Source organism: Acinetobacter sp. YH01025, from assembly GCF_013420185.1.
Lineage (GTDB): Bacteria > Pseudomonadota > Gammaproteobacteria > Pseudomonadales > Moraxellaceae > Acinetobacter > Acinetobacter indicus.
On record NZ_VOYR01000003.1, the window covers coordinates 168,868 to 183,548 of the forward strand.

The 14,681-nt window shown below is 45.1% G+C and carries 26 protein-coding genes; 1 reads left to right on the forward strand and 25 read right to left on the reverse strand.

The features are described 5' to 3' along the window. The first annotated feature begins 122 nt into the window (after positions 1 to 122). Positions 123 to 1,295 carry an acyl-CoA dehydrogenase family protein gene (locus FTT89_RS04875; protein ID WP_075167404.1) on the forward strand — a complete coding sequence of 391 codons (1,173 nt, stop codon included), beginning with the start codon at positions 123 to 125 and terminating at the stop codon, positions 1,293 to 1,295. A gap of 87 nt (positions 1,296 to 1,382) precedes the next feature. Here FTT89_RS04875 and FTT89_RS04880 read toward each other — a convergent pair whose 3' ends face one another. The 25 genes from FTT89_RS04880 to rplB form a co-directional block, all read right to left on the reverse strand. Further along, on the reverse strand, positions 1,383 to 2,873 hold the full coding sequence (locus FTT89_RS04880) for an NAD(P)/FAD-dependent oxidoreductase (protein WP_104483957.1): 1,491 nt from the start codon (positions 2,871 to 2,873) through the stop codon (positions 1,383 to 1,385). 197 nt (positions 2,874 to 3,070) lie between these two features. After that, positions 3,071 to 3,436 (reverse strand): 50S ribosomal protein L17, encoded by a 366-nt coding sequence (gene rplQ / locus FTT89_RS04885; RefSeq protein WP_004754212.1) that lies wholly within the window; start codon positions 3,434 to 3,436, stop codon positions 3,071 to 3,073. A gap of 19 nt (positions 3,437 to 3,455) precedes the next feature. Next, the gene (locus tag FTT89_RS04890) at positions 3,456 to 4,463 is read right to left on the reverse strand and encodes a DNA-directed RNA polymerase subunit alpha (protein ID WP_005180245.1); all 1,008 of its coding nucleotides are present in this window, start codon (positions 4,461 to 4,463) and stop codon (positions 3,456 to 3,458) included. Positions 4,464 to 4,480: 17 nt separating this feature from the next. Beyond that, positions 4,481 to 5,104 carry a 30S ribosomal protein S4 gene (rpsD, locus tag FTT89_RS04895; protein WP_016658534.1) on the reverse strand — a complete coding sequence of 208 codons (624 nt, stop codon included), beginning with the start codon at positions 5,102 to 5,104 and terminating at the stop codon, positions 4,481 to 4,483. Between the two features lie 12 nt (positions 5,105 to 5,116). Beyond that, positions 5,117 to 5,503 carry a 30S ribosomal protein S11 gene (gene rpsK, locus FTT89_RS04900; RefSeq protein WP_001040166.1) on the reverse strand — a complete coding sequence of 129 codons (387 nt, stop codon included), beginning with the start codon at positions 5,501 to 5,503 and terminating at the stop codon, positions 5,117 to 5,119. A gap of 19 nt (positions 5,504 to 5,522) precedes the next feature. Further along, positions 5,523 to 5,879, reverse strand: a complete 357-nt coding sequence (gene rpsM, locus FTT89_RS04905; RefSeq protein ID WP_005012957.1) for a 30S ribosomal protein S13 — start codon at positions 5,877 to 5,879, stop codon at positions 5,523 to 5,525. A 107-nt stretch (positions 5,880 to 5,986) separates the two neighbouring features. Beyond that, positions 5,987 to 6,103 (reverse strand): 50S ribosomal protein L36, encoded by a 117-nt coding sequence (rpmJ, locus tag FTT89_RS04910; RefSeq protein WP_000867907.1) that lies wholly within the window; start codon positions 6,101 to 6,103, stop codon positions 5,987 to 5,989. Positions 6,104 to 6,123: 20 nt separating this feature from the next. Further along, complete coding sequence (gene secY, locus FTT89_RS04915; RefSeq protein WP_171065119.1) at positions 6,124 to 7,443, reverse strand: preprotein translocase subunit SecY; 1,320 nt, start codon at positions 7,441 to 7,443, stop codon at positions 6,124 to 6,126. Positions 7,444 to 7,488: 45 nt separating this feature from the next. After that, entirely contained in the window at positions 7,489 to 7,929 is a 441-nt protein-coding gene (rplO, locus tag FTT89_RS04920) for a 50S ribosomal protein L15 (RefSeq protein ID WP_005180254.1), read from the reverse strand. 3 nt (positions 7,930 to 7,932) lie between these two features. Next, complete coding sequence (gene rpmD, locus FTT89_RS04925; protein WP_005180256.1) at positions 7,933 to 8,109, reverse strand: 50S ribosomal protein L30; 177 nt, start codon at positions 8,107 to 8,109, stop codon at positions 7,933 to 7,935. A 6-nt stretch (positions 8,110 to 8,115) separates the two neighbouring features. After that, entirely contained in the window at positions 8,116 to 8,613 is a 498-nt protein-coding gene (rpsE, locus tag FTT89_RS04930) for a 30S ribosomal protein S5 (protein ID WP_005180258.1), read from the reverse strand. 2 nt (positions 8,614 to 8,615) lie between these two features. After that, positions 8,616 to 8,966 carry a 50S ribosomal protein L18 gene (gene rplR / locus FTT89_RS04935; RefSeq protein WP_005180260.1) on the reverse strand — a complete coding sequence of 117 codons (351 nt, stop codon included), beginning with the start codon at positions 8,964 to 8,966 and terminating at the stop codon, positions 8,616 to 8,618. A gap of 14 nt (positions 8,967 to 8,980) precedes the next feature. Continuing rightward, a complete protein-coding gene (gene rplF / locus FTT89_RS04940) occupies positions 8,981 to 9,514 on the reverse strand; it encodes a 50S ribosomal protein L6 (protein WP_005180261.1) in 534 nt (177 codons plus the stop codon). A 13-nt stretch (positions 9,515 to 9,527) separates the two neighbouring features. After that, positions 9,528 to 9,923, reverse strand: coding sequence for a 30S ribosomal protein S8 (rpsH, locus tag FTT89_RS04945; protein WP_005180264.1), 396 nt, complete (start codon positions 9,921 to 9,923; stop codon positions 9,528 to 9,530). A gap of 12 nt (positions 9,924 to 9,935) precedes the next feature. Then, the gene (gene rpsN / locus FTT89_RS04950; RefSeq protein WP_180172728.1) at positions 9,936 to 10,241 is read right to left on the reverse strand and encodes a 30S ribosomal protein S14; all 306 of its coding nucleotides are present in this window, start codon (positions 10,239 to 10,241) and stop codon (positions 9,936 to 9,938) included. A gap of 9 nt (positions 10,242 to 10,250) precedes the next feature. Then, entirely contained in the window at positions 10,251 to 10,787 is a 537-nt protein-coding gene (gene rplE, locus FTT89_RS04955) for a 50S ribosomal protein L5 (RefSeq protein WP_005180272.1), read from the reverse strand. Between the two features lie 16 nt (positions 10,788 to 10,803). Next, positions 10,804 to 11,121 (reverse strand): 50S ribosomal protein L24, encoded by a 318-nt coding sequence (rplX, locus tag FTT89_RS04960; RefSeq protein WP_005180274.1) that lies wholly within the window; start codon positions 11,119 to 11,121, stop codon positions 10,804 to 10,806. 9 nt (positions 11,122 to 11,130) lie between these two features. Then, complete coding sequence (rplN, locus tag FTT89_RS04965; protein ID WP_001982634.1) at positions 11,131 to 11,499, reverse strand: 50S ribosomal protein L14; 369 nt, start codon at positions 11,497 to 11,499, stop codon at positions 11,131 to 11,133. 91 nt (positions 11,500 to 11,590) lie between these two features. Continuing rightward, positions 11,591 to 11,848, reverse strand: coding sequence for a 30S ribosomal protein S17 (rpsQ, locus tag FTT89_RS04970; protein WP_005180277.1), 258 nt, complete (start codon positions 11,846 to 11,848; stop codon positions 11,591 to 11,593). Then, positions 11,845 to 12,042 carry a 50S ribosomal protein L29 gene (gene rpmC, locus FTT89_RS04975; protein ID WP_000849928.1) on the reverse strand — a complete coding sequence of 66 codons (198 nt, stop codon included), beginning with the start codon at positions 12,040 to 12,042 and terminating at the stop codon, positions 11,845 to 11,847. Before rpmC ends, rpsQ begins: the two co-directional genes overlap by 4 nt. Continuing rightward, entirely contained in the window at positions 12,042 to 12,455 is a 414-nt protein-coding gene (rplP, locus tag FTT89_RS04980; RefSeq protein WP_005180280.1) for a 50S ribosomal protein L16, read from the reverse strand. The genes rpmC and rplP overlap by 1 nt, the downstream gene beginning before the upstream one ends. A gap of 3 nt (positions 12,456 to 12,458) precedes the next feature. Next, positions 12,459 to 13,211 carry a 30S ribosomal protein S3 gene (gene rpsC, locus FTT89_RS04985; protein WP_005180281.1) on the reverse strand — a complete coding sequence of 251 codons (753 nt, stop codon included), beginning with the start codon at positions 13,209 to 13,211 and terminating at the stop codon, positions 12,459 to 12,461. Position 13,212: 1 nt separating this feature from the next. Then, on the reverse strand, positions 13,213 to 13,542 hold the full coding sequence (gene rplV / locus FTT89_RS04990; RefSeq protein WP_001982638.1) for a 50S ribosomal protein L22: 330 nt from the start codon (positions 13,540 to 13,542) through the stop codon (positions 13,213 to 13,215). Positions 13,543 to 13,553: 11 nt separating this feature from the next. Further along, on the reverse strand, positions 13,554 to 13,829 hold the full coding sequence (rpsS, locus tag FTT89_RS04995) for a 30S ribosomal protein S19 (protein ID WP_001138119.1): 276 nt from the start codon (positions 13,827 to 13,829) through the stop codon (positions 13,554 to 13,556). A gap of 20 nt (positions 13,830 to 13,849) precedes the next feature. Next, positions 13,850 to 14,674 (reverse strand): 50S ribosomal protein L2, encoded by an 825-nt coding sequence (gene rplB / locus FTT89_RS05000; RefSeq protein ID WP_127801047.1) that lies wholly within the window; start codon positions 14,672 to 14,674, stop codon positions 13,850 to 13,852. Between the last annotated feature and the right edge of the window lie 7 nt (positions 14,675 to 14,681).

The window sequence follows — 14,681 nt, forward strand, 5'->3', positions numbered from 1 at the left end:
TGAATTTATCGGACTGACCAAAACCGCCAGCAAAAAGCCAGAAATGATGTTTCTGCACATTGTACTGCCGGCTCTGTTTGCTTTAGTTTCAAGGCATAAAAATAAGTGAAGGAACTCTAACCATGCAATCTGCTGCAATTCGCCCACTCAACAACATGTTGCCACGAAAATTATTTCAGAGTGAGCATGAGGCATTCCGTGATACAGTGCGCAAGTTTTATGAAAAGGAAGTTTTGCCGAATACGGAAAAATATGAACAGCAACAGCATGTAGACCGCGATTTATGGAACAAGGCCGGTGAACTGGGGCTGCTGTGTACCACCATGCCAGAGCAGTATGGTGGCTCCGGGGTAGATCGCCTCTACAGTATGATTCTGATTGAAGAACAGGCCTATGCTGGCGACTCGGCCACCGGCTTCTCGCTGCATTCCGATATTGTCGCCAACTATATTCATAACTTTGGCAACGAACAGCAAAAACAGTACTGGTTGCCGAAAATGGCGACAGGTGAAGTGGTCACTGCCATTGCCATGACCGAACCGGGCACAGGCTCAGATTTACAAGCGGTACGCACCACAGCAGTTTTAGAGGGCGATGAATACGTCATTAACGGCTCAAAAATCTTTATTACCAATGGCTATTTATGCGATATGGCGATTGTGGTGTGTAAAACTGGCAATAGCGACAAAGGTTCGGCCAACCTATCGCTGATTATGGTCGAGGCAAATCGTGCCGGTTTTAGCAAAGGCAAACCGCTGAATAAAATTGGCATGAAAGGTCAGGACACCTGCGAGCTGTTTTTTGATAATGTGCGAGTGCCCAAAGAAAACCTGCTCGGGATGGAAGGTATGGGCTTTATCATGCTGATGAAAGAGCTGGCCTGGGAACGCATGATTGTGGCGATTATCTGTCAGGCCGGTGCCGAAGCAGCCTTTGCGCATACCCTACAATACACCAAAGAACGTAAAGCCTTTGGTAAACCGATTGGTGCCTTTCAGAATACCCGCTTTAAACTGGCGGAAATGCGCACTGAAATTGATTTTTGCCGTGCCTATCTGGACCGGTGTATGGAACTGCAGCTCGAAGATCAGCTAAGTGTTGATGCAGCAGCGGCGGCCAAATACAAAATCTCGGAGCTGTTTTCCAAAGTGGTGGATGAATGTCTGCAATTGCATGGCGGCTATGGCTATATGCTGGAATATCCGATTGCCCGTGCGTATTTAGACAATCGCGCCAACCGGATTTATGCCGGTACCAATGAAATTATGAAAGAGCTGATTTCCCGCTCCCTATAACGCATTACAAGCGTAGAACCCGATATAAACAACAAGGAAGCTCAATTGAGCTTCCTTTGTTCATTGCACGATCATGATGATGTGTGCTTAAGACACCAGTTTAGGTTTACGTGCGGGTTCACTGACTGCTTTACGGAACTTCAGCACTGGATCAGCAAATGAAGCCTGTTTTAAATCCTTGCGGTCTTTTAGATAATTATTACTCACCCGCCAAGGTGCATGTTTACCCTGCTTTGGCATCACATTCGCGGCACGGGCAATATAACCCGAAGTTAAACTGCCCATCACAGTGTCTTCCATCAACTCTGAAGGATCACCTTCCGCAATCACTTCGGTATAGCCTTGCTGATCCATATGATTAATCAGACGACAGATATAATCCGCAGCAATATCAACTTTTAAAGTCCAGGAGGCATTGATATAGCCAATAATCATGGCCATATTCGGCACATCGCTGACCATCACACCCTGATACAGCATATGTTTCGAGGTATCCAAAGGCTGATGATCAATGGTGGCTTTAACCCCGCCTAAAATCTGAATTTGCAGACCGGTAGCCGACACAATCACATCTGCGTCGAGATGTTTGCCAGATTTTAACTGGATGCCCTGTTCGGTAAAGGCTTCAATCTGGTCGGTTTCAACACTGGCCTGCCCTTCACGCAGCACTTTAAACAAATCTCCATCTGGCACCACACACAGACGCTGATCCCATGGATTATAGCTCGGGCTAAAGTGTTTCATATCCACTTTGCCTTTCAGCTGCATCTCAATTGACTTTAATAAAAATTTACGCAGCAGCTTCGGCTGTTTCTGTGCCAGCGCATACACACCGCGTTGCATACCAATATTTCGTGCCCGCGTCAGCTTATAAGCCAGCTCCTCCGGCAACACCTTGCGCATGTTGTTATAGATAAAATCTACCGATGGAATGGAAGCAATATAGGTCGGTGAGCGCTGCAGCATGGTGACATGCGCTGCACCGCCTTTGACCATTGCAGGCACCAAGGTAATAGCGGTAGCACCACTGCCAATAATCACCACTTTTTTACCAGAATAATCGAAGTTTTCCGGCCAATGCTGTGGATGAATAAAAGTACCTTTAAATGCCGACTGATTCGGGAAATCCGGCTGGAAGCCCTGATCATAATTGTAATAACCGGTACACCCCAGAACAAAATTGGCGATCCAGGTCTGTTTTTTGCCCTGTGCATTTTCAATCACGACAGACCATTTCTGGGTCTGGCTATCATAATTGGCAGACAGCACCCGATGCTGGAAATGAATTTTGGATTTCAGTTGATACTCTGCAATCACTTCTGACAGATAGTTCTTAATTGAAGCGCCATCAGCCAGAATGCTGTCTTGCGTCCAGGGCTTAAAATTAAAGCCAAAGGTCGACATATCCGAATCGGAACGGATACCTGGATATTTAAATAAATCCCAGGTGCCACCAAAGCTCTCACGACGCTCGATAATTTCAAAGGTGCGCTGCGGGCAGTGTTTGGAAAGATGCGCGGCCAGACCAATACCAGAGATGCCCGCACCCACAATTAGAATATCAACATGCTTGTCCATTTTGTTTTTATACCTGTTCAACGTTCTGTTTTTATTAAAGCACAAATTTGACAATACTCAATGTCAAGTTTAATAAAAGGCGATAAAATTTATATCAATTCGGGACACAGTAGAAAAATTGTCAGACAAATAGCCATAAAAAAAGGCCGGTTTAAAAAACCGACCTTTTTTAGAACAACTGAACTGCTCTTGCGAAATTATTTAACTTCGCGATCTACAAGTTCAACGTAAGCCATCGGTGCAGCATCACCTGCACGGAAGCCCGCTTTAAGAACACGTAGATAACCGCCGTTACGTTCTTTGTAACGAGGGCCAAGAACGGTAAATAATTTACCAACAGTTGCTGCATTACGAGTACGAGCAAACGCCAAACGACGGTTTGCAACTGTATCGTTTTTAGCTAAAGTGATTAAAGGCTCAGCAACGCGGCGAAGTTCTTTCGCTTTAGGCAAAGTTGTTTTAATTAACTCGTGCTCAACTAAAGCATTGGTTAAGTTTTGGAACAACGCCTTACGGTGGCTGCTGGTACGGCCTAATTTCACACCACTATTACGATGACGCATGGTGAATAGTCCTACTTAATTAACGGCTACGATAAGCGAAGCGGTCGTCCATGCGGAGACTAGCTGGTGGCCAGTTCTCTAAACGCATGCCGAGCTGCAAGCCTTTCGATGCCAGAACATCTTTGATCTCAGTAAGCGATTTTTTACCCAGGTTAGGTGTTTTAAGTAACTCAACCTCGGTGCGCTGTACAAGATCACCAATGTAGTAAATATTTTCTGCTTTCAAACAGTTAGCAGAACGAACAGTAAGCTCTAGATCATCTACTGGACGAAGCAAAATTGGGTCAACTTCTTCACGAGGTTCTTGAGCCACAGGTGCCTGATCTTTCTGAAGGTCAACAAAGATTGCAATTTGTTGTTGCAAGATTGTTGCCGCTTTGCGGATTGCTTCTTCAGGATCAACAGTACCGTTGGTTTCAAGATCAATGATCAGCTTGTCAAGGTCAGTACGTTGTTCTACACGCGCATTTTCTACGATGTAAGACACACGTTTGATCGGGCTATAAGAAGCATCTAACTGTAAACGACCCACTGGGCGAGTTTCACCTTCTGGGAAACGTGAGTCAGATGTTTCATAACCACGGCCTTGAGCCACTTTCAAACGCATTTTTAACGCGCCTGATGCACTTAGAGTGCCGATCAAGTGTTCAGGGTTAACCACTTCAACATTATGCGGTAAACGAAGGTCAGCTGCAGTAACGTCACCTGGACCTTGTTTTTCCAATGTCAAATAAGCTTCATTTTGATCGAATAGCTTAATAGACAATCCTTTCAGGTTCAGCAAGAGCTCGACGATGTCCTGCTGCAAGCCTTCTAAGGTACTGTACTCGTGCTCAACACCCTCAATTTCAACTTCAACCACAGCTGCGCCAGGTAAAGAAGAAAGAAGGATGCGACGTAAAGCATTACCAAGAGTATGACCAAAGCCACGCTCTAATGGTTCCAGAATAACTTTTGCCGAGGTCCCGCTAACCGCTTCGACCTTGATCGCTTGCGGAGTTAGAAACTCATTTGCAGTACGCGTCATTATTGCTACCTCAAGGATTATTTAGAATACAATTCTACAATCAAGCTTTCGTTGATTTCAGCAGGTAAATCAGAACGATCTGGTGCAGCTTTGAACGTACCTTCTAATTTAGCGTGATCAACTTCCATCCAAGAAGGGATACCACGTTGAGCAGCTAATTCAATTGCGTTTTTGATACGTAATTGTTGTTTAGCACCTTCGTGAACTGCGATCACGTCACCAGCTTTAACTTGGATAGACGCGATGTTAACACGACGGCCATTCAAAGTAATGCTACGGTGAGATACAAGCTGACGAGCTTCTGCACGTGTAGAACCAAAACCCATGCGATAAACGACGTTATCAAGACGGCTTTCAAGCAATTTCAACAAGTTTTCACCTGTTGCGCCTTTAACACGAGCTGCTTCTTTATAGTAATTACTAAATTGACGCTCTAAAACACCGTACATACGACGTACTTTTTGTTTTTCACGTAATTGTAGTGAATACTCAGATTGTTTGCCGCGCGCTTGGCCATGTTGACCAGGAGCTTTAGCGTGTTTTTTAGTTTTGACGTCAAATGGTTTAACGCCAGATTTTAGTTGCAGGTCTGTCCCTTCGCGGCGAGAGAGTTTGCATTTTGGACCAATATAACGAGCCATGAATGTTTCTCCTTACACGCGACGTTTTTTAGGTGGACGGCAACCGTTGTGAGGAATTGGAGTCACATCGGTAATGCTGTTAATTTTATAACCCACTGCACCTAATGCACGAACCGCAGACTCACGACCTGGACCAGGACCTTTTACAAGGACGTCCAAGTTTTTCAAACCGTAATCTAAAGCAGCTTTACCAGCAACTTCAGCAGCTACCTGAGCAGCAAACGGAGTTGATTTACGTGATCCACGGAAGCCTTGTCCACCTGAAGTGGCCCAAGCCAGTGCATTACCTTGACGATCGGTAATAGTCACAATGGTGTTATTAAAAGAAGCGTGAATGTGTGCAACACCTTCAGAGACGGTACGGGTGACCTTCTTGCGTGTGCGAGTATCTTTAGCCATCTTTTAGCTTCCAGAAATCTTATTTCTTAATTGGTTTGCGCGGACCTTTACGGGTACGTGCGTTAGTTTTGGTGCGTTGACCACGGACAGGCAAGCTGCGACGATGACGAAGACCGCGGTAGCAGCCTAAATCCATTAAACGTTTAATGTTCATGGAAATTTCGCGACGTAAGTCACCTTCGGTCGGAACCTTAGCAACTTCTGCACGAATCGCATCAAGCTGAGCGTCATCTAATTCACGGATCTTAGTGGTAGTAGCGATACCAGCAGCAGCTAAGATGTTCTTAGCAGTGTGGCGACCAATACCAAAGATGTACGTTAGAGAGATAACAGCATGCTTGTTATCCGGAATGTTTACACCGGCAATACGAGCCATTCAATTTTCTCCAAAAAGGCAGTTAAGATAATCAACCGCCCCACAAAAATCTTGAGGGGCGGATAATAACCTAATTAGCCTACTGAAATCAACAGGTCTTGATCAGATTAACCTTGACGCTGCTTATGACGAGGTTCTGCGCTGCAAATTACGCGGATAACCCCATTACGACGGATAACTTTACAGCTACCACAAATTTTCTTTACAGAAGCTTGTACTTTCATGATGAAACCTCTAAGTGCGCTTATCCCTTAGGATGAGCAGTCGTTTTTCTCATTAACGTTTGATTATCGTACTGGTGCGAGGTGAGATGTGCTTGAAGCTGAGCCATAAAGTCCATCACGACTACCACAACGATCAATAATGAGGTACCACCCAAATAGAATGGAATACCAAACGAGCTCTGCAATACCATCGGCATCAAGCAGACCACTGTGATATAAATCGAACCAATAAAGGTCAAACGATTGAGAATATGATCTAAGTAACGAGCAGTTTGCTCACCTGGGCGAATACCAGGCACATAAGCTCCGCTGCGTTTCAAGTTCTCTGACACTTCTTTCGGACTAAAAACTAGCGCGGTATAGAAATAACAGAAAAAGATAATTAACGCACCAAAGAGCACCAAATACAATGGCTGTCCAGGCGACAATACGAGTGCCAGATCTTGCAAGCTACGCTTGATAATCCCTGCATCAGGATCCGCACTTCCTACCCATTGACCCAGACTGGCCGGGAACAACAGCAGAGAGCTGGCAAAAATTGCCGGAATCACACCTGCCATATTAATTTTTAATGGCAAATGGGTTTGCTGTGCAGTAAATACACGACGACCTTGCTGTTTTTGAGCATAGTTTACCGGAATACGACGTTGCGCTTTCTCGATAAACACAATGGCTGCCAGTACCGCCAGTGACAACAGACCAAAAATCACCAGACCAATCAGGCTGGTTTGACCATTATCGACTGAAGATAGCGATTGCAAAATCAGATTTGGCAATCCGGCAACGATACCGGCGAAGATGATCATGGAAATACCATTGCCCACCCCACGTTCGGTAATCTGTTCACCCAACCACATCAGGAACATTGTACCCGCCACCAGCGAGGTGACTGCCGGAACGTAAAACGCAAGACCTGACGTTAAGGTAATCCCTTGACTGATCAGACCTGCACACATCCCGATTGCCTGTACTAAGGCAAGGAACAAGGTACCTTGGCGCGTATATTGATTAATCTTACGCTTGCCCTGCTCGCCTTCTTTCTTTAAAGCTTCCAGCGAAGGAACCACGGTTGACATCAGCTGCACGATAATCGAGGCAGAGATGTAGGGCATGATCCCGAGAGCAAGAATCGACATTCGCTCTAATGCACCACCCGAAAACATGTTAAACAAACCCAGGATAGTACCTGAGTTTGCATTAAAAAGATTTTCAAGTGCGGCATTATTAATGCCTGGTACTGGAATATGCGCTCCTAGTCGAAATACCAATAACGCACCAATGAGAAACATCATTCGGCGAATAATTTCACGATATTTCACGTGAAATGGTTGGCCTTTCATCATATGTACATGACCTGAAGAACTAGGAGACATAGACACTGGAGATTACTCCTCGACTTTACCGCCAGCAGCTTCAACAGCAGCTTTAGCGCCTTTAGTCAATGCAACACCTTGAACAGTGAAAGCACGAGTAATTTCACCAGAAAGTACGATACGCGCACGGATCATGTCTTTACGCACAACGTTCGCCGCTTTTAAAGTTTCTAGGCTAACGATGTCGCCTTCAACTTTAGCAAGCTCAGATAAACGTACTTCAGCAGTTTTTAAAGCGATTTGGCTAGTGAAACCGAATTTAGGTAAACGACGATATAACGCAGTTTGACCACCTTCGAAACCTGGACGTACGCCACCGCTCTTACGTGATTTTTGACCTTTGACACCACGGCCACCAGTCTTACCTACGCCAGAACCGATACCACGGCCCAGACGACGGTTTTCACGTTTAGCACCTTCTGCAGGTGCAAGTTCATTTAAACGCAGAGTCATGGCTTATTCCTCTACACTAACCATATAGTAGACTTGGTTGATCATACCACGGTTAGAAGGCGTATCTTGCACTTCTACAGTATGACCAATACGACGCAGACCTAAACCTTTCAGGCAAAGCTTGTGATTTTTCAAGCGGTGCGATGCAGATTTAGTCTGGGTAACTTTAATCGTTTTCATGATTGATTACCCTTGAATTTGTTCTACAGTCAGACCACGTTTCGCAGCGACTTTCTCAGGAGAAGTCATATCACGCAGACCGTTGAAAGTCGCGTTTACTACGTTCGCAGCATTTGTAGAGCCATAACATTTTGTTAATACGTTACGCACGCCAACAGCCTCTAGAACTGCACGCATAGCGCCACCAGCAATTACACCAGTACCTTCAGAAGCAGGTTGCATGTAAACGCGGCTTGCACCGTGACGAGCATGAATAGGATGCTGAACAGTACCGTCAACAAGGTCAACAGTAATCATGTTGCGACGAGCAGCTTCAAGTGCTTTAGAAATAGCAGCTGGAACTTCACGCGCTTTACCACGACCAAAACCTACGCGACCATTACCGTCACCCACAACAGTTAATGCTGTGAAAGAGAAGATACGACCACCCTTAACAACTTTGGCAACACGATCAACGGCTACCAGCTTTTCAACAAGACCTTCGTTTTGTTCAACTTTAGCCATGATTAGAACTCCAAGCCGTTTTCACGAGCAGCATCAGCCAAGGCTTTGATACGACCATGATATTTAAAACCAGAACGGTCAAATGCAACTTTAGTTACACCAGCTGCTTTCGCACGTTCTGCGATTAAAGCACCAACTTTCTTGGCAGCTTCAACGTTACCAGTTGTACCAGCACGTAAAGTAGCATCTAAAGTAGAAGCTTGCGCTAAAACTTTGCCACCATCTGCTGAGATAACTTGAGCATAGATGTGACGCGGAGTGCGGTTTACACACAAACGAGTCGCACCCAATGCACGGATGTGCAAGCGTGTGCTTTTCGCACGACGCAAACGGGATTGTTTCTTTTCGTTCATAAGAACCTCGCGCCTTATTTCTTCTTAGCTTCTTTACGAAGTACAACTTCGTCAGAATAACGAACACCTTTACCTTTATATGGCTCTGGTGGACGGTAACCACGGATCTCAGCTGCTACCTGACCTAATAATTGCTTGTTAGCAGATTTCAGGATGATTTCAGTTGCAGTAGGAGTTTCTGCAGTTACACCTTCAGGAAGGCTGTAATCGATTGGATGAGAGAAACCAAGGTTAAGGTTAACAACAGTACCTTTAACCGCAGCTTTATAACCAACACCGATCAGTTGTAACTTACGTTCGAAACCTTCGTTCACACCTTTTACAAGGTTGTTTAATACAGCGCGAGCAGTACCAGCTTGCATCCAAGCGTCTTTCGACTCTTTTACTGGAGCAACTTGAAGAGTACCATCTTCCTGTTTTAGCTCGACCAGCGCATGCAGGTTGAAAGACAATGTACCTTTGCTGCCTTTCACTTCGACCTGCCGGCCGTTCTGAGTAACTGTTACACCGTTAGGTACAGTTACTGGGGCTTTAGCCACACGAGACATGAGGAATCACCTATTAAGAAACAAAAGCAATAACTTCACCACCAACGCCCGCAGCACGTGCAGCGCGATCAGTCATGATGCCTTTGCTTGTAGAAACAATTGCAATACCTAAACCTTGCTTAACGCTTGGAAGTGCATCTTTACCGCGATACTGACGTAGACCAGGACGGCTTACGCGTTTCACAGTTTCGATAACTGGTTTGCCTTCGAAATACTTTAATGTCAAAGTAAGAGTTGCTTTGCCTTCAACGTCAGCAACTTCTACATTGGCAATGTAACCTTCTTGTTGAAGTACGTTTGCAATCGCAACTTTCAACTTAGAGTTAGGCATAGAAACAGTTTGTTTCTTCGCCATTTGTGCGTTACGAACACGAGTTAACATGTCGGCAACGGTATCTTGCATACTCATTCTAGTCGCTCCTTACCAGCTTGCCTTAACAACGCCAGGTACATCACCTTGCATTACTGTGTCACGTAATTTGTTACGGCTTAAACCGAACTTACGGAAGTAACCATGAGGACGACCAGTTAAACCACAACGGTTACGAAGACGCACTGGAGACGCATTACGTGGTAATGCTTGTAACTTCATCATCGCTTCGAAACGCACTTCGTCGCTTGCATTTACGTTTGCAATAACAGCTTTTAATTCAGCACGTTTTGCAGCGTATTTAGCAACAGTAGCTTCGCGTTTCAATTCGCGATTAATCATACTTTTCTTAGCCATATCGACCTCTTATTTGAACGGGAAGCCGAATGCACGCATAAGCGCACGGCCTTCGTCATCGGTGCGAGCAGTCGTAGTGATGGTAATATCCATACCACGAATACGATCAATCTTATCGAAATCGATTTCAGGGAAAACGATTTGTTCTTTAAGACCCATAGAGTAGTTACCACGACCATCAAATGATTTCGCAGAGAAACCACGGAAGTCACGGATACGAGGGATCGCGATAGAGATCAAACGGTCTAAGAATTCGTACATGCGTTCGCCGCGTAAAGTAACTTTACAACCAATCGGCCAACCATCACGGATTTTAAAACCTGCGATAGATTTACGAGCTAACGTAAGAACTGGTTTTTGACCAGCGATAGCTTGCATATCAGAAAGAGCACCATCAAGGAGTTTCTTGTCAGCAGCAGCTGCACCAACACCCATGTTGATAGTGATTTTAGTGATGCGAGGGATCTCCATCACATTCTTAATGCCCAATTGTTCTTGTAATTGAGCTTTAAGTTCGTCGTTGTAACGTGTTTTAAGTCTGGCCATTGCCTATTTCAACCTATTACTTCGCTACCGCCACTGATTCACCATTTGATTTGTAAACGCGAGTTTTCACGCCGTCAATCGTTTGGTAACCAACACGGTCAGCCTTTTGGGTTGTAGCATTAAAAATTGCCACGTTTGAAATATGAAGCGAAGCTTCCTGAGTTACGATGCCGCCTTCAGCGCCAGTAACACGGTTCGGCTTTTGATGCTTCTTAACCAGGTTAAGGCCTTCAACCTTAACGCGGTCATTAGAAACTGACAAAACAGTACCCTGTTTGCCTTTTTCTTTACCTGCGATCACGATTACTTGATCGCCTTTTTTAATCTTAGCCATGATTGCCTCTTATAGAACTTCAGGAGCCAATGAAATAATTTTCATGAACTGTTCAGTACGAAGTTCACGAGTCACTGGTCCGAAAATACGAGTAGCAATCGGCGCTTTGTTGTTGTTCAAAATAACGGCTGCGTTATCGTCGAAACGAATCACAGAACCATCTGGACGACGGATACCGAATTTTGTACGTACAACTACAGCATTCATCACGTCACCTTTTTTAACACGTGCGCGTGGAATTGCTTCTTTTACAGTAACTTTAATAATGTCGCCAACAGAAGCATAACGACGATGTGAACCACCAAGTACTTTAATACATTGTACGCGGCGAGCACCACTGTTGTCTGCTACGTCGAGCATCGTTTCGGTTTGAATCATTGCCCTACTCCAAAACCGAGCATCACCGGTCACAATTTCGAAAGGCTCAAAGAGTACTCGAAATTGACCGATGATGCAACAAGAACGTTAATTACTCAGCAGCTGCTTCAACAACTTCAACTAGAGTCCAAGACTTAGTTTTAGAAATTGGGCGGCTTTCTTTGATGGTTACAACATCACCGATTTTAGCGGTATTGTTCTCATCATGAGCATGTAATTTTGTTGAACGGCGGATTGATTTGCCATACAACGGGTGTTGAACACGACGTTCAATAAGCACAACAATAGACTTGTCCATTTTGTCGCTTACGACTTTGCCGGTTAACGTGCGGACTGTTTTATCACTCATTGTCCGTTCCCCTGTTTTTCGGTAAGGAGTGTCTTAATACGAGCAATAGTTTTACGAGCGACTTGCACTTCGTGCGATTTGCCCAATTGACCAGTTGCTTTCGCCATACGAAGACGGAATTGGTTAAGCTGTTGCTCATCAAGCAAAGCTTTCAACTCTTCTACCGACTTTTCACGTAGATCTTTAGTTTTCATTACATTACCGTCCGAGTCACGATAGTGGTTTTAAACGGAAGTTTAGCAGCAGCAAGCTTGAATGCTTCAGTTGCTAATTCATCGTTCACACCTTCCATTTCGTACAGGATCTTACCTGGTTTGATTTCGCAAACCCAGTATTCCACGTTACCTTTACCGTTACCCATACGAACTTCTAATGGTTTTTCAGTAATTGGTTTGTCCGGGAATACACGGATAAAGATCTTACCACCACGTTTAACACGACGGCTGATTGTACGACGCGCAGCTTCGATCTGACGCGCAGTCATACGACCACGTTCAGTCGCTTTAAGTGCGATAGAACCGAAAGATACAGTGCTACCACGGTGCGCTAGACCAGTGTTACGGCCTTTTTGAACCTTACGGAACTTAGTACGTTTAGGTTGCAACATGGATTATTCTCCTTTTTCAGCAGAACGATCATTGCGACGACCACGACGCTCTTGACCTTCACCACGACCGCGACCGCGTTTAGCTGGACGTTCTTCAGCTGGAGCTGGGTTCATGACTTGTTTCATGCCGCCCAAGATCTCACCACGGAAGATCCAAACTTTAACACCAATCGTACCGTAAGTCGTTTCAGCACGCATAGTCGCGTAGTCGATGTCCGCACGAAGTGTATGTAGAGGTACACGACCTTCACGATACCATTCTGTACGAGCGATCTCAGCACCGCCTAAACGGCCAGAAACTTCAACTTTGATACCTTTGGCACCAGCACGCATAGTGTTTTGAACCGCACGCTTCATAGCACGACGGAACATTACACGCTTTTCTAATTGAGAAGCGATTGCTTCAGCAACCAGACGTGCGTCTAAGTCTGGACGATCGATTTCGTTGATGCTTACTTGCGCTGGAACACCCATAATGTTGGTAAGTTCGCGCTGTAATTTCTCAATGTCTTCGCCTTTTTTACCGATAACGATACCAGGACGAGCAGTGCTAATAGTTACTTTAGCAGCGCCTGTCGGACGTTCGATAAGAATATTGCTTACCATTGCGTTCTTAAGTTTTTTAGTTAAAAACTCACGAACTTGAAGGTCTTTAAGCAAGTATTCAGCGTATTGTTTCGGATTCGCATACCAGTTAGCGTTATGACGTTTCACAACACCTAGGCGGATACCGATTGGATGAACCTTCTGACCCATATCAAACCCCTACCTTAACGGTGATGTGACAAGTACGCTTAGTAATACGATCTGCACGGCCTTTAGCACGTGGCATAATACGTTTCAGGCTCATGCCTTCATCAACGTAGATCGTAGAAACTTTAAGGTCGTCTACATCTAAACTGTTATTGTGTTCAGCATTTGCAATTGCAGATTCCAACGCTTTTTTAACCAGTACAGCAGCTTTTTTGTTGCTGAAGTTCAGGATGTTAAGCGCATGCGCAACAGATTTGCCGCGAATAAGGTCTGCAACCAAACGTGCCTTTTGTGCCGAGATAGCGGCACCGCGTAATTTAGCAGTTACTTCCATCATAGCACCTATTAACGTTTAGACTTCTTGTCAACACCGTGACCACGATAGGTACGAGTTGGCGCGAATTCACCTAGTTTATGGCCAACCATGTGTTCAGTAACGATTACTGGAACGTGGTTACGACCATTGTGTACAGAAATTGTTAGACCAACAAAATCCGGAAGAATCATCGAACGACGCGACCAAGTTTTGATCGGCTTACGAGAGTTGCTCGCAACAGCCGCTTCAACCTTAGCGAACAAGTGCGCATCGACGAATGGGCCTTTTTTCAATGAACGAGGCATTAGTCAGATTCCTTTACTTGTTACTTAACGCGACGGTCGCGAATAATCATCTTAGTCGTACGCTTGTTGGTACGTGTCTTGTACCCTTTAGCTTTTTGACCCCATGGGCTTACAGGTTGAATACCTTTGTTACGCCCTTCACCACCACCGTGTGGGTGGTCAACCGGGTTCATCGCCATACCACGTACGGTAGGACGAACGCCACGCCAGCGTGAAGCACCTGCTTTACCAAGTGAACGCAAGTTGCTTTCTGAGTTAGAAACTTCACCCAATACAGCACGACATTCAACGTGTACTTTACGCATTTCACCAGAACGTAAACGAACGATAGCGTAAGAACCGTCACGACCCAACAACTGAACTGAAGTACCAGCTGAACGAGCTAACTGCGCGCCTTTACCGATTTTAAGTTCGATGTTATGAAGTGTAGAACCGATAGGCATGTTGCGAAGTGGCAAGCAGTTACCTGGACGAATTGGAGCATCGTTACCAGACTGTACTTTATCACCAGCACGTAAGCCTTTAGGCGCAATAATATAACGACGCTCACCGTCAGCATACTTCAGCAGTGCGATGTGTGCAGTACGGTTAGGATCGTATTCAATACGCTCAACTACAGCAGGAACGCCGTCTTTGTTACGTTTGAAGTCAACGATACGGTAGTGCTGTTTGTGGCCACCACCAACGTGACGAGTCGTAATGTGACCGTTGTTGTTACGACCACCAGTACGTTTTTTAGCTTCTACCAACGGAGCATATGGCGCGCCTTTGTGAAGGTGATCATGAACCACTTTCTCTACAAAGCGACGTCCTGGAGACGTTGGCTTACATTTTTGAATAGGCATAATTTTC

Excerpts from the sequence above, each read along its gene's own strand:
- rpsS (WP_001138119.1), bottom strand. The coding sequence starts at position 13,829 with ATGCCTCGTTCATTGAAAAAAGGCCCATTCGTCGATGCGCACTTGTTC.
- rplO (WP_005180254.1), bottom strand. The coding sequence starts at position 7,929 with ATGACTCTGCGTTTAAATGAACTTGCACCTGCAGAAGGTGCTAAACGT.
- FTT89_RS04875 (WP_075167404.1), top strand. The coding sequence starts at position 123 with ATGCAATCTGCTGCAATTCGCCCACTCAACAACATGTTGCCACGAAAA.
- FTT89_RS04880 (WP_104483957.1), bottom strand. The coding sequence starts at position 2,873 with ATGGACAAGCATGTTGATATTCTAATTGTGGGTGCGGGCATCTCTGGT.
- rplN (WP_001982634.1), bottom strand. The coding sequence starts at position 11,499 with ATGATTCAAACCGAAACGATGCTCGACGTAGCAGACAACAGTGGTGCT.
- rplF (WP_005180261.1), bottom strand. The coding sequence starts at position 9,514 with ATGTCTCGTGTGGCTAAAGCCCCAGTAACTGTACCTAACGGTGTAACA.
- rpsH (WP_005180264.1), bottom strand. The coding sequence starts at position 9,923 with ATGAGTATGCAAGATACCGTTGCCGACATGTTAACTCGTGTTCGTAAC.
- rpsD (WP_016658534.1), bottom strand. The coding sequence starts at position 5,104 with ATGGCTCGTTATATTGGTCCAAAATGCAAACTCTCTCGCCGCGAAGGG.
- rplQ (WP_004754212.1), bottom strand. The coding sequence starts at position 3,436 with ATGCGTCATCGTAATAGTGGTGTGAAATTAGGCCGTACCAGCAGCCAC.
- rpsQ (WP_005180277.1), bottom strand. The coding sequence starts at position 11,848 with ATGAGTGATAAAACAGTCCGCACGTTAACCGGCAAAGTCGTAAGCGAC.
- rpsM (WP_005012957.1), bottom strand. The coding sequence starts at position 5,879 with ATGGCTCGTATTGCCGGTGTAAACATTCCGGATAACAAGCATGCTGTT.
- rplE (WP_005180272.1), bottom strand. The coding sequence starts at position 10,787 with ATGGCCAGACTTAAAACACGTTACAACGACGAACTTAAAGCTCAATTA.
- FTT89_RS04890 (WP_005180245.1), bottom strand. The coding sequence starts at position 4,463 with ATGACGCGTACTGCAAATGAGTTTCTAACTCCGCAAGCGATCAAGGTC.
- rpmC (WP_000849928.1), bottom strand. The coding sequence starts at position 12,042 with ATGAAAACTAAAGATCTACGTGAAAAGTCGGTAGAAGAGTTGAAAGCT.
- rpsK (WP_001040166.1), bottom strand. The coding sequence starts at position 5,503 with ATGGCTAAAGATACTCGCACACGCAAGAAGGTCACCCGTACCGTCTCT.
- rpsN (WP_180172728.1), bottom strand. The coding sequence starts at position 10,241 with ATGGCTAAGAAAAGTATGATTAATCGCGAATTGAAACGCGAAGCTACT.
- rplV (WP_001982638.1), bottom strand. The coding sequence starts at position 13,542 with ATGGAAGTAACTGCTAAATTACGCGGTGCCGCTATCTCGGCACAAAAG.
- rpmD (WP_005180256.1), bottom strand. The coding sequence starts at position 8,109 with ATGAAAACGATTAAAGTTACCCAGACTAAATCTGCATCGCACCGCTTG.
- rpmJ (WP_000867907.1), bottom strand. The coding sequence starts at position 6,103 with ATGAAAGTACAAGCTTCTGTAAAGAAAATTTGTGGTAGCTGTAAAGTT.
- rplR (WP_005180260.1), bottom strand. The coding sequence starts at position 8,966 with ATGAACGAAAAGAAACAATCCCGTTTGCGTCGTGCGAAAAGCACACGC.
- rplP (WP_005180280.1), bottom strand. The coding sequence starts at position 12,455 with ATGTTGCAACCTAAACGTACTAAGTTCCGTAAGGTTCAAAAAGGCCGT.
- rpsE (WP_005180258.1), bottom strand. The coding sequence starts at position 8,613 with ATGGCTAAAGTTGAACAAAACGAAGGTCTTGTTGAAAAGCTGGTAGCC.
- rplX (WP_005180274.1), bottom strand. The coding sequence starts at position 11,121 with ATGGCTAAGATTAAAAAAGGCGATCAAGTAATCGTGATCGCAGGTAAA.
- rplB (WP_127801047.1), bottom strand. The coding sequence starts at position 14,674 with ATGCCTATTCAAAAATGTAAGCCAACGTCTCCAGGACGTCGCTTTGTA.
- secY (WP_171065119.1), bottom strand. The coding sequence starts at position 7,443 with ATGAAAGGCCAACCATTTCACGTGAAATATCGTGAAATTATTCGCCGA.
- rpsC (WP_005180281.1), bottom strand. The coding sequence starts at position 13,211 with ATGGGTCAGAAGGTTCATCCAATCGGTATCCGCCTAGGTGTTGTGAAA.